Below are 12,812 nucleotides of genomic sequence, written 5' to 3'. Positions count from 1 at the left end.
CTTTCTCTCAAAATCTTGGATCTTCCCCATCAGATCTGCTTAAATAGGATTAATAGAATGTGCAGAAAACACGAATATGTATGCTAATTATAGACAGGAGGAATCGTTATGCAATTTGAGACAAAACGGCTCATCATTCGTGATATTTGTACATCCGATTGGGGAAGTATACATACCTACACGTCATTGCCTGAAGTTACTAGGCACACAGCATGGGGACCCAATACAGAAGAAGATACAAAGGCATATATAGAACAAGTTCTAGCCTCACAGCAGGAAAAGCCACGACAAGACTACGAACTAGCCATATGTCTGAAAAACACTGGAATCCTGATCGGCGGTGTTGGTATTCACGTCAAAGATACTAATGCAGAAATGGGCTATATTCTAAACCCAGATTATCAAGGAAAGGGTTATGCAACAGAAGCGGCACGAGCCCTGCTAGACTTTGGATTTAGCACACTTGATGTCCATCGTATTTATGCAACATGTCGTCCAGAAAATAAGGCTTCTGAGAAGATTATGCAACAGATCGGAATGCAACGTGAAGGTATAATGCGAGAACACTGGTACTACAAAGGCGAATTTCACGATTCATATTTGTACTCTATTCTTTCTGAAGAATATAACAGGACATAAAAGGTATTGTTTACATCTTGGGAAGCATGTTGCTGCGATAAATTGATAGTTAAACCATTTTGACTATCTAGTTTGAAAATATATATCGTTGGAAATAGGTGTTGTTAAGAACGTGTCTGAGCCATTCTGTGAGGAGTTTTAACGACAAATAGGTTCGAGGAACTTCTCTGAACGATACAATTTTTAATTAAGGAGGGAACAACATGGAAGCTTTTGCAGAATATTTAGCGCATATTGATAACCCCCAACATCGGGCTCGAACGCAAGAAGTATTGGCTTGGGTAACCAAGAAATTTCCAAATTTAATGCCAAAAATTGCGTGGAATCAGCCTATGTTTACGGATCACAGCACATTTATTATTGGCTTTAGCGTAGCCAAACATCATTTGGCCGTTGCCCCTGAAAAGGCAGGGATTAATCATTTTTCTGAGTTAATTGTGCAGGCTGGCTATGATCACACCAAGCAGTTGGTACGTATCCAGTGGGATAGTCCAGTTGATTTCTCATTACTTGAGAAAATGATCGAGTTTAATATTTTGGATAAGGCAGACTGTTCAACCTTTTGGCGGGAATAAAAAAAGGTTCCTTTTCTCGTAAAACTATACACCGAGCATCACAAATAAGTGTTTTTCTTCTCACCCCCTCTACCATCCTTCGAAATCTCATCAGGCTAATGCCCCTTAAAGCGGCTTTATGCTATAATGTGGAAAGTATGGATTGTTACATGCACAGGAGGATTGGAGAAAAATGATTGGGAAATTTTTAATTTTCTCTCTACTATGGAGTTTGCTCGGCAACCCGTTTCTGGCACTGCTCGTACTCTTAATCGTGATCTATATATTGGATCGTAGCTTTGTCGGTGTATTGCCCAGCATCAGCAAACCATGGAAAAGAAGACGCAATGCCGCTCGATTGCGCCAACAGATTGCGCTAAACACCAACGATGTGGCTGCTAGGTTCGATTTGGCTCGTATCTGGATCGAAAGCAAGAAATATCCGCAGGCTTTGGAGCTCTTATTGGAAATTCAATCCCGTTATGAAGACTCAGCAGACTATTGGAACGCACGGGGAACGGCTGAAGTACATACAAACCATCTGGAGGATGGAGAACAACATTTACTAAAAGCACTGGATATTAACCCGCGGGTACAGTACGGTGAGCCTTATTTGCATTTAGCCGCTGCTTTCAAGGAACGTGACGTCAATAAGTCGCTTCATTATCTGCAGCAATTTCAGGAGATTCAGTCTTCTTCCAGCGAGGGTTATTATCTGACAGGCTTGATGTACCGTATGCTGGGACGCAAGGATGAAGCCACTATAGCCTTTAACCAGTCCATTGCCGTCTATCGCTCTCTACCCAAATACCGCAAACGAAGTGAGCGCAAGTGGGCTGCGCGTAGCTTATTTCGTAAATCAATCGGCTAAACAGCGCCTACTAACGCAAACAAAGAGGTTCATAATGGTCAGTTTCTACTGTCATCATGAACCTCTTTCTTTAATATACTTTGTCTGATCCAAAGCATCCTCTCACGCTCGCCTTAATGGCGCATAACCAAGCCGATTCAACTCTTCCGCAATCACGCGATAACCACGACTGTTCGGATGCACCCGGTCTAACGAAAGTAGTGCCCGTTCATAGCCCTCAAATGCGGGATAAATATTCGCCACCCGGTAATTCGGTCCGCCTAATGTATAGAGAAACGAGTTGTACTGACGCACATATACTCCCGCCTCCCTTACTTCTGGAAAAGGATTATATAATCCCACCATTCGAATGATAAATGGCTCACGCTGACCGGACTTTATCTGATACAGGGCATGTACAATTTGGCGTACATGTTCTTTTGTGTGATTCAACGCTTGTGGAATGGAAGAACCCGACAAGCCGGACCCTCCAGCAAGGGCGCTGATGTATGGGCGCAGATCATTCCCGCCGATCGTTACCGTTATAAGTTCAGCCCGGCTGATCGCCGACCGAAAAAGTGGATTGTTGCGGACCATGGACAGCAACTCCTGCGATGTCAGCCCGTTAATTCCCAGATTCTCGTAACTGACTGGCGTACGCAGATGTCTTTCTGCCATTCGCCGATAGATAGGTACAAATCCGCCGCTCAGCAACGTCCCTGCACCTGTTGTTAAAGAATCTCCAATCGCTGTGTAGTGGTACGCCAATGAAACCCACCTCCCTCTTTCTGCATAACATATCTTATGTAGAAAGAGGGACGCGGGACCCGGAGATTCGCTTATTCTTCGTCTATTTCATATACACAATGGAATTGCCCACCATCCGGCAAATCCTCTGATCCATACACGGCAAAGCCCACTTTGCGGAAAAAATCTGCCCCCTCCGCATCCGTGTCCACAGTAAGCCGTTTTGGATTACGCTCCTGAATGAGCGTAAGTAGCATACCTCTGGCATATCCTCTATGACGGTTTTCAGGCAACACGGCCAGATGGCGAATTACAGTTGTTCCATCCTCCTGGTCCTCAAAGCCGACAATACCTACAATAAGTCCTTCATCTTCTACACCGAACAGCTTCCAGTCATCCGAGCCTTGATAGGTACGTAAAGCTGTTTCTCCGCGTTCAGGATGATCCAGCACGGCGTAGGTTAACAGCTCCAGAACTTCCTCACGATCTGAATCTATTTTTATATTTTTAAACATTGTTTGTCGTCTCTCCTTAATATCCTAAAATTAGGATTTCACTCTAATTCTCCATAATAAGCAACGGCCAGTTATCAAGCCATTGCTTCTCAAATACACGCTGCCGAAAAGCCGTTGTGTGACGAAACAAAGGGCTTTGCCGTACCCGCATATCCAGCAGATCTTCCAATCCATGCGGACAAATAACCTCTATTTGATCCTTGTCATTCAATCTAACCGCCACCGCCGTTGCCGTCTCTGGCCAGCGGCTCATCGCATCCTCTACCGAGGAATAAGGAGCCTCCCCGTTGCGAAAATGCATCCGAGCCTGATTTTTGACAGACCAGTTACGTCCGGCCTGCTTACGGTTCAAGGACAACTCTAGATACTCATCTCGTTCCTCTAGCGTGTTTTTCGGGTCAAAATAGATAACATCTATATCGTTTAAAGGTGTAGCCGTTGTATAGCCATGGAGCTTATCCCAAACGCGGTTACGTACATAGCCTGCGGCAATACATCCTTGCGGCAACTTCAGCTCTCGCACATAGCGCAAGTCTTCCAGTACCTGCGGATCATTCATATATTGTATGACTCGTAGCACATCTTCTTCCGACTTCATCCTGCACTCAACTCCCTTTTTATGATGACAGTTGCTGCACCGATTCTCCTCCTTGAGCCGCGATCCGTGCTGTACGCTGCACCAGGCGGCGGCGTGCGACCAGAAGGAACGGAATACCAATCACAACCGACAGGGCAACCGGAACAAAAACAACAAGCGGCGCCGTTTGACCATAGATATCCAGCAACCAGCCACCAAATAAAGGAGCCAGCACGCTTCCCAAATTATTAAATCCGATTGTACCGAAGTAGGTCCCTTTATATTGAGCATCTGCAATTTGGTCAATCAATACGTCCAGCATCGTGAACAATAACACTTCACCAACCGTAAATAGCACCATATCCAGTATAAACATCCAGCCTGAGTTTAGCATACCGCACAGCAACAGGCTGACCGCAATACATATATTCCCTGCAATCAGAGAATTCACCGGGGAAAATCGGCTTGCCAGCCGCACCAGCGGATATTGAAATGCCAATACACAAACCGCGTTGACCGTCAGCATATATGTAAACCATCGAGTTCCTTCCGCGAAGGATAAGGACAAGAATTGAGGCATTGTGGAATTGGAATGCGCATAGCCCATCACACAAAATACCGTTCCCAGCAAAATCGGCATAAACACCGGATCACGGCTGGCTGTACGGAATGCCTCAGCCATTCGCAGTGGAGCCTCTCTCGCCGTTGTACCTATATGCAGATCCGATGCATAACGGGCAAATTGGATCAACAACAGTACTCCGTATAGTGCGTACACACCAGCAGCTACCATGAACGGCGTACCATTGGATGCAGATCCTAACATCAAACCAAGCAACGGCCCTGCCACTACCCCAACATTAATGGCCGCATATCTCATATTATAGATAAGCAGTCTTTTCTCCTTGGGGGTTACATCTGATAACAGCGCCCGCGAGGTTGGCTCGAACAAGGACCTGCACAGTCCATTTAGAGCATTAATGACAAAAAAGGCCCAGGCCGCTTCCGCCAACGCAAAAGCAACGAATACAAGCGCCCAGCTCGCAATGGACACTAACATCACCTTACGCCGTCCGATTCGATCTGAAATATATCCACCGTAAAAGCTGGCAAAAATGCCGACCAACGAGCTTACCGACACGATCACCCCCGTATGAAAGGGGGACACTCCTAAACGGGTGGTAAGGTAAATTGACAAAAACGGGATACTCATGGATGTCGCCATCCGCCCGAAAATAGTACCGACAATAATCGTCCAGGCCAGCGGGTGAATGGAACGCAACTGTTCTTTCATATATGCCTCTTACGTTCTCCTTCCGCGTGCAAGTCTAATAAGGGGGGGAAAACGGTCTAGCACTGGTGAATATAGCGTTCCAGTTCTAAACACGTTGCTTGATAGACAGATTGGAGCGCAGACAACTTCGCTTTCGCATTCTCGAGTCGGTTCTCCCGTGCAAGCTGTTCAATATCCGACAGCAACGAGGACAAACGCCCGACACCCAGACTCACGCTGCCTGATTTCAACTCATGAGCAGCCTCTACTACTTTTGTGACTTCGCCCACAGCAGCCAGTTCTCTTAACTTATTGATTTTGGCAGGTGTATCACTTGTATACATTTCGACCAATGACTCCAGTAGTGCCGTGCTGCCATCCTCGTCCAGCAGCATAATTTCACGTATAACTTCCTTATCCAAAATCGGCTCGGTTTCCGGCTTTGGAAGCCATTTGACAAGCTTTTCAGAGAGCTTTTCAATCGTTACTGGCTTTATCAAGTAATCGTTCACTCCAACCTCCCGGCCCCGTGCCTGATCCTCCTCAGACACATTCCCGGTCAAAGAAATGATCGGTACAGGTGGTTGCTGGTTTTCTGCTTCCCGCTGGCGGATCGCTTTTGCCGCATCATGACCATTTAGCAGAGGCATGTAATGATCCATTAGAATACAAGCGTAGGATCGTTCGGAGGCCGCTTTTACAGCAGCTTGTCCATCCTCAGCAAAATCAATATGCTGGAATCCCAAATGGTTAAGCTGTAATTGCACCACCTGACGATTTACCCGATTATCCTCAGCCACCAAAATAGTTAGAGAATGACTATGCTCACGCAGCAACTCGCTAAATACCTTTAAATCACCATTTTCACGCTTCTCCATTTCGCCTGCCTGCTCCAATCCTTTCATGAGGGGTATTTCAAACCAGAACGTGGAGCCTTGGCCTTCTGTACTGACGACCCCAATTTCTCCCTGCATGAGTTCCACAAATGAACTGCATATCCATAGCCCTAGACCCGTTCCTCCATATTGGGAGGCGCTGCCTTCACCGGCTTGTACATAAGGCTGAAACAGCTTATTCTGATCCTCCGGTGAAATCCCAATACCCGAATCCTGCACCTCAAACCGAACACGTTGGGAGTCTTTTGTTTCCTCCACTAATTTTGTTCGAATGATGAGCAATCCTTCACTCGTAAATTTATTCGCATTGTTCAACAGATTGAGCAAGATCTGCATGATCCTTGCCGAATCTCCCTCCAGATGCTCTGCCACACCGGTATCGGTCTCTATACTCAACCGGTTACCCATCTGATAGATTTGCGGCTCCAACAACTGAGCAACATGGCCCATAATCGCCTCAACTCTAACGTTTCCGATCTCCAGTTCCATCTGTCCTGCTTCCACTTTGGATATATCAAGCAGATTATTAATCATGTTCAACAACAGGGAGGCTGACTCACGTATCACACCGATGGCCTGCCGTTGATCCGGGGAAAGTTTGGATGAACCTAACATTTCGATCATTCCAAGTATTCCGTTCATTGGCGTTCTGAATTCATGACTAACCACAGCCAGAAAAGTGCTCTTTAGGTCATTAGCCCGTACCGCTTCTTCCTTCGTCCGTGATAATTCCGCATTGCTTTTGGCAAGCTGACGCTGCAGATTAACCAGCTCGTTGTTCATTGATGAAAATTCATTCAGCAGCTTTTCTTCCTCAGCCTTGCCTTTCACAATCTCATCCGTTAATTGTTCGACCGTTTTCTGCAGGACAGCCATTTCTGCTGTCGGTTCCTTCATATTAAAAGGCCCCCTTTACAAAATGACTTACAGGTTCACAAAACTAACCTTATTTCCTGAGCGAAAGTAAGTCACCCGCAACCTCCAGCGCTTCTTCCGCACCTGGCGCGTATCCGTCCGCCCCTACTTCTTGCCACAAGAGGGAATCGAGATTAAAAGGCAAGCCTCCGACCATAATTTTCACATGGCTAGTCGTTGGGTCTTGCCGAATGAGAGCAATTAACTCTTTCACTAGATGGACATGGTAAGCCATGGTAGCTGAGATAGCCACTACATCCGCCTTGTAACTCACAATGGCCTGAAGCAGACTCCGGTTAGGTACATTGGCGCCTAAATAATACGTATCCCAACCATCCATTTCAAATATATCAGCCAGCATACGCAATCCAATTTCATGCTGCTCGCTGCCTACACACGCCGCCACTAGGCAGCGTTCCTCACTTCCACTCCCCATCCATCTAGGGTACAGGCTGGAAATAATAAATTGAGTCACGGCAGTGCAAAAATGCTCTTGACCGACGGTGATTTTGCCTTCATGCCATAGACGGCCTATTTCATATTGCGAAATTTGAAAAATATATTTATACGTATGTTGAATAGAGATACCCTCATCCAGCAAGCGAACGATCCAATCCAAAGCCTGTCTGCGATTACCTGAGAGTAAATACTCCAAATACTGAGCCACGTCAGTAGCATAGGGATTATCACCTGTAATAAAAGAGGCATACTCCTCTTTCTTTCCAATTTGCTGTATCCCCAAATCCAGATGCTCCAGCACCATGGTTTTATCCGTATGGTCGAAGTGCTCTACCAACGTCTCCTGAATTAATCTGAAATTAATGCTCAAATCTTCTTGGGTTATGCCGAAACCCTCCAGAAGCTTTTTTAACCAGGAAACATACTGTGTAAATAAAATAGGGCTGTTCATGATTACACTTTCAGCCAAATAGTTCAAACTATATATGGAATCTTGTTTTGTCTTTATTTTACCGTTATCCCCAAAACGCTGCAAAAGATCGGGCTGTAATTCGTATTGCTTATGGGTAACTAATTCAGCCAAAGCTCCTGCTTGCATCAATAGCGATTCACCTGCGGTGTATTGCTGTATACTCATGTACAGCTCCTTCCCCGACAAGGTTTTGTATTCGAAACAGGTACTGGGAATTTGTTCCGGACGTGACTATTAGACAATTATACCTGATTTGCGTCTCTACATTAACCCTACTCCCCCATAATACGACAAAAAAATAAAATACCGAAAAGTCGGTATTTTATCTAAAGCAGATTTAACCTGCACATGCACAATTTATGATCCGTTACTCTTCTGCCCCTCAGCCGTTAGTCCAAGCTTTTTTAACAGATGAATAGCCTGCTCCTTCTCTTCCACGGATAAGCCATCCACGGTCTCCATAATAACACGATGATGCTGCGGGAATATTTGCTCAAAGAAATGACGTCCCTCATCAGTCAATTCTGCATAAATCACACGCCGATCATCTTGCGAAGCACGACGGGTAAGCAAGTTTTTTTTCTGAAGTTTATCTACCACGTACGTAATATTCCCACTAGAGATTAGTACCTTTTCTCCAATTTTCTGCAAAGGCTGGGGTCCCCGATAATACAGCAGATCAAGCACACCAAATTCTGTTGTATTTAATCCATGACTATGAATGTCCCGATTCGTACGAGACGTGACCGAATTATAAGCACGAGCCAGAACAACGAACAAATTAAGTGCTAGGTCCTGATCATCTGGTTTTACAGACATATTAACAGCCTCCGTTACTCATATCTTTATTCAAAGATATCTTAATTGTGCGCTTTTGTCAAGTTTAAGCGTTCCTCCCCCTACTCCTACGGCCTAAAAATGGAGGAATTGTCGTCTATTATGTGAAGATTACAGTTCATTATGTAAAAAAAGTCCGCTCTCAGCCAGTCTTAACACACTGATTCAGAGAGCAGGACGATTATATTGCAATCCCTAACTTCTTACGTAAAAATACGTAGGCAATACGGCCGCATAATACTCCCAGAACATTCAGTATGATGTCATCCACATCCATTTTACCTGCGCCCAGCAGCATTTGGGACACCTCAAGAATGACTAGTGCGATCACTATCGTTAACAACAGACTGCCTATACTTCGCATGGACACCCAAATGATAGGCACAAGGATACCGAAGGGAATGAATACGCCAATATTACCGAGCAAATTAACACCCCATACCCGAAAAGGAAACGACTCCATTGCCCGCCAGTATTGCCTGATTGTATCAAATGGAACCATATTATACGAATACGGAGGTCCCGGTCGTAATGTACGACCAAAACCGAGAAACATCCAATATAATAGAAGCCCTGTATATAAAATCAATAACACCAATGCCACATGATGAAGCAGACGGGTCCTAGACATTACTTGTTACGGACGTCGATCTGTCCATTGGCCCGTGCGATAATCACCTGGTCCGCCATATTAATGAACAGTCCGTTATCGACTACTCCCGGAATTTGGTTCAAGCGGATTTCCAACTCCTGCGGATTCTCAATCGTACCATAGCGACAATCGGCAATATAATTACCGTTATCCGTAAGGTAGCGCTCGGCGTCTTTCATACGCCACTCCGCTTTACAGCCCGTCTGCCGCAAGGCCTCCAACGTCCATTCACTGGCAAAGGGTACGACCTCAACAGGTAAAGGAAATGCACCCAGCACCTTCACATCCTTGGACTCATCGACAATAATAATTAATCGGTCGCTATTGCTTTCCACAATTTTCTCTCTCAGTAAGGCTCCGCCTCCACCTTTCACCAGCACCAGCTGCTCATTCACCTCATCTGCACCGTCGATGGTAACGTCAAGCCTTCCAATCTGATCAAACGGAATGATGGGAATTCCCAGCTCCCTGGCCTGATCTTCCGACGCTTGGGATGTAGCTACAGCCTGTATATGTAATCCTTGCGCTACACGCTCACCGATTTTTTGAATAGCCCAAAAGGCTGTCGAGCCTGTACCAAGTCCTACTTTCATACCGTCCTGAATCGCCTCAACTGCTTTTTCGGCCGCTTTTTGCTTTAAATTCATTATCATCTCTCCCGCTATATAGGCTAGTATTGATCATCATCCATTTTATAAGAGAACGCTTTATATTAATAGAGACAGCTTTTTACCATAACAAAGGCTGTTTTCATCGTGTTCATACTCCCCAAATCGTTCAACAGGTTCGTATCCCCGCTTGGTATAGAGAGCAATCGCTTCAGGTTGAGCCGCTCCGGTCTCCAGTTTAATTCTTACAACTCCCCGTTTGCTGGCTTCCTCTTCCAAAAAAGATAATAGGCTCACCGCAATCCCTTGTCTGCGATAAGAGGAATCGACATAAAATCTTTTAAGTTCCATTTCTTCCGCATCTATAGGCCTAAGCCCTCCACAAGCCACCGGTTTTTCGTCCACATACACAACAGCGAAAAACATTTCTTTAACTTTCGGATTGGAAAAATCAACCAAGTAAATTTCATCGGCAGGATACCTTTCCAGCAAGTCCTCATCCAGCCTTTGAATCAACTTATGCAGATCCTCGTGATTACTCTCAACCTTTAAAATCGTAAGCTTGGACATTCTTCTTATCCCTCTTCTCTTTGCATGGATATAAAGACTCATTTGCAAACAATTCACAAAAACCGCGATAAATCAAGCATTTACAACGTTAAATATGAAAAATGTCCCAAATTGATAAGTGCATTTGACTCTATTATAAAGTATGATGGTTTCTGTTGAATAGTTGCTTATGGACTGTAATGAATTCAAATCTCAAGTTGAAGTATAAATTGGAATATACTGAAACACAGACAGCGTTTACCTATTAAAATTAATTTTTTATTGTGTAAGGTATTCATTTCAAGGGCTTTTCGTACGACATATATATAGGGATATCATACTTGTCTGTAAAAGGACTTAAGACCTATTACATAAAATTCAAGGGTCTATGATCTCGATTATTTTGTTTGTAAGGGGGACTTGATTATCTCATTCGATAAGCGGTTCAACACCATATACAAAAAATACAACCAGGGAGTGGAACATTTTGAAAAAGTGGAGTAGCTTATCATTCTTCACCAAAAACCTATTATTATCCTTCTTCAACATCGTATTGATTGGGCTAGTTCTTATTGTGTCCAGCTATTTGATCCAACGTACGATTTTGATAGACCAATTGCATGGGCAAGTGGAAAAAATCACATTGAAGTGGGCCCAGGGCATTAATTCCGATGAAGTAACCCAAGCGGTTCAAGAGAAAAATTATGATGGACCCATTCAAACCAAACTCCGCGCGTACCTAGATAACATCATGGCGACGAATCCAAATATCTCTCATGCCTATATTTTCGGGACGGAGCTCGAAAATGGCAATCTGACATCTATTGTGGCGATGCCAACGGATCTCAGAGAAGCATTTGAAAAAGATAAGATGCTCGTTGGCTCTATGTATGAGCAACCCAATGTCGTGGCAGTAGGCGTAACCGGTATGCTGGACAGTGGCAAACCAACATTCACCAGCTTCTACGATGATACTTTTGGTACATGGACGACTTTGATGACTCCGATTAAAGATCCAAGCGGCAAAATCTTTGCATATTTTGCAGTCGATGCAGATGCCGGTGCCGTACCTGCAGGATTGACCAAGCTGCTCATTAGCGGCGCTACCATTTTAGTGATTTTCCTACTGATCTGCCTGGCGCTTCAATATTGGGTTGTGAAACGTACGCTGTCCCCGATTAAGCAATTGATGTACGGTATCAGCGAAGTAAGCAGAGGAAATCTGGATGTTCAAATTCATGCAGGTCATGATGATTTAGGACTCGTAAATCAGAATTTCAACGATATGGTAAGTCATATTAACAGCATTATGACCAAGGTGAAGCAGACAACTGATGAAGTCAATGAATCTGCCAAAGAATTGCTCGCAATCTGCGAACAAAACGGAATCAATTCCAACATCATCAATCAAAACATCAGTGAAATCACGGAGAATATCCGTTCGCAGGAAAAAGCAACAGGCGATAGTGCACGTGCCATGGCTGAAATGGCTTCGGTCATTCAAAATATTGCCACGAGTTCTTCCAATGTTGCGGAAGAAGCCAATTCGGTAGAGAAACGCTCTAACGAAGGCAACGAGATTGTAAGTAAGGTATCATCCCAAATGCACTTGATTACCGATACAGTAACCAATACTTCCCGTATCATCAAGTTGCTGGACAGTCGTTCGCAGGAAATTGGCAATATCATCAGTACCATTTCAGGCATCTCCAGTCAAACCAACCTGCTCGCTCTGAACGCTTCTATTGAAGCTGCGCGCGTTGGTGAAGAAGGTAAAGGCTTTGCCGTCGTTGCCAGTGAAGTACGTAAGCTGGCAGAACAATCTGCGGAGGCAACCAAACAGATTACATCACTGATTGAAGAAATTCAAAATGAAATCGGACAAGCTGTGAAGTCGATGGAGCAAGGAAACGTTGAAGTTCAAAACGGAATCGTCGTTGCTGGACAAGCAGGCGTGCTGTTCAATGATATTCTTCAAGCAACTAAAAATGTAGCATGGCAAATCCAAGAAGTATCCAGCGCTACTGAGCAAATATCTGCGGGTACACAGGAAATGACAGCGACAGCAGACGATCTTTCTTCCACTGTAACCAAAACAGCCAATAACAGTGTTCACATTGTGCAAACGGTGGAGGAACAAAAAGCTTCTTTGGATTCGATTATTGATTCATCCCATAAATTAACATCCATGTCTGAAGAGCTTCAAGAAATTACATCTTATTTCAAAATTGCAGACACCAACCGTAGCAAATCATAATAACCATTTATC

At 44.5% G+C, this 12,812-nt stretch carries 14 protein-coding genes; 4 read left to right on the top strand and 10 right to left on the bottom strand.

Translation table 11 applies throughout. The annotated features are described in order from the left end of the window. Positions 1-108: 108 nt before the first annotated feature. From MKX46_RS24980 to MKX46_RS24970, 3 genes are all read left to right on the top strand, one after another. Complete coding sequence (locus tag MKX46_RS24980; protein ID WP_318626689.1) at positions 109-639, top strand: GNAT family N-acetyltransferase; 531 nt, start codon at positions 109-111, stop codon at positions 637-639. A 203-nt stretch (positions 640-842) separates the two neighbouring features. After that, entirely contained in the window at positions 843-1,214 is a 372-nt protein-coding gene (locus MKX46_RS24975; RefSeq protein ID WP_029514757.1) for an iron chaperone, read from the top strand. A gap of 172 nt (positions 1,215-1,386) precedes the next feature. Further along, positions 1,387-2,064 (top strand): tetratricopeptide repeat protein, encoded by a 678-nt coding sequence (locus MKX46_RS24970; protein ID WP_029514758.1) that lies wholly within the window; start codon positions 1,387-1,389, stop codon positions 2,062-2,064. Positions 2,065-2,166: 102 nt separating this feature from the next. Here MKX46_RS24970 and MKX46_RS24965 read toward each other — a convergent pair whose 3' ends face one another. The 10 genes from MKX46_RS24965 to MKX46_RS24920 form a co-directional block, all read right to left on the bottom strand. Further along, entirely contained in the window at positions 2,167-2,811 is a 645-nt protein-coding gene (locus tag MKX46_RS24965) for a GDSL-type esterase/lipase family protein (protein WP_039274815.1), read from the bottom strand. Positions 2,812-2,882: 71 nt separating this feature from the next. Then, a complete protein-coding gene (locus tag MKX46_RS24960) occupies positions 2,883-3,305 on the bottom strand; it encodes a GNAT family N-acetyltransferase (protein ID WP_029514761.1) in 423 nt (140 codons plus the stop codon). 43 nt (positions 3,306-3,348) lie between these two features. Then, complete coding sequence (locus MKX46_RS24955) at positions 3,349-3,903, bottom strand: nucleotidyltransferase family protein (protein ID WP_341071970.1); 555 nt, start codon at positions 3,901-3,903, stop codon at positions 3,349-3,351. Between the two features lie 19 nt (positions 3,904-3,922). Further along, on the bottom strand, positions 3,923-5,176 hold the full coding sequence (locus tag MKX46_RS24950; protein ID WP_029514763.1) for an MDR family MFS transporter: 1,254 nt from the start codon (positions 5,174-5,176) through the stop codon (positions 3,923-3,925). A gap of 56 nt (positions 5,177-5,232) precedes the next feature. Continuing rightward, on the bottom strand, positions 5,233-6,948 hold the full coding sequence (locus MKX46_RS24945; RefSeq protein WP_341071969.1) for an ATP-binding protein: 1,716 nt from the start codon (positions 6,946-6,948) through the stop codon (positions 5,233-5,235). A 49-nt stretch (positions 6,949-6,997) separates the two neighbouring features. Beyond that, positions 6,998-8,062, bottom strand: a complete 1,065-nt coding sequence (locus tag MKX46_RS24940; protein WP_341071968.1) for a cobalamin B12-binding domain-containing protein — start codon at positions 8,060-8,062, stop codon at positions 6,998-7,000. Between the two features lie 192 nt (positions 8,063-8,254). Further along, positions 8,255-8,716 carry a MarR family winged helix-turn-helix transcriptional regulator gene (locus MKX46_RS24935; RefSeq protein ID WP_029514766.1) on the bottom strand — a complete coding sequence of 154 codons (462 nt, stop codon included), beginning with the start codon at positions 8,714-8,716 and terminating at the stop codon, positions 8,255-8,257. A gap of 199 nt (positions 8,717-8,915) precedes the next feature. Beyond that, on the bottom strand, positions 8,916-9,365 hold the full coding sequence (locus tag MKX46_RS24930) for a VanZ family protein (protein WP_341071967.1): 450 nt from the start codon (positions 9,363-9,365) through the stop codon (positions 8,916-8,918). Beyond that, positions 9,365-10,033, bottom strand: coding sequence for a ribose-5-phosphate isomerase RpiA (gene rpiA, locus MKX46_RS24925; RefSeq protein ID WP_209948004.1), 669 nt, complete (start codon positions 10,031-10,033; stop codon positions 9,365-9,367). The genes MKX46_RS24930 and rpiA overlap by 1 nt, the downstream gene beginning before the upstream one ends. Positions 10,034-10,093: 60 nt before the next feature. Then, complete coding sequence (locus MKX46_RS24920) at positions 10,094-10,564, bottom strand: GNAT family N-acetyltransferase (protein ID WP_029514769.1); 471 nt, start codon at positions 10,562-10,564, stop codon at positions 10,094-10,096. A 466-nt stretch (positions 10,565-11,030) separates the two neighbouring features. On the opposite strand from MKX46_RS24920, the gene MKX46_RS24915 reads away from it, so the two are divergent. Next, positions 11,031-12,800, top strand: coding sequence for a methyl-accepting chemotaxis protein (locus MKX46_RS24915; RefSeq protein ID WP_029514770.1), 1,770 nt, complete (start codon positions 11,031-11,033; stop codon positions 12,798-12,800). Positions 12,801-12,812 lie beyond the last annotated feature (12 nt).

It is taken from the genome of Paenibacillus sp. FSL P4-0113, from assembly GCF_038009305.1.
Lineage (GTDB): Bacteria > Bacillota > Bacilli > Paenibacillales > Paenibacillaceae > Paenibacillus > Paenibacillus polymyxa_D.
The sequence above is the reverse complement of the archived record's forward strand: the minus strand, read 5'-3'. Positions and strand labels throughout refer to the sequence as shown.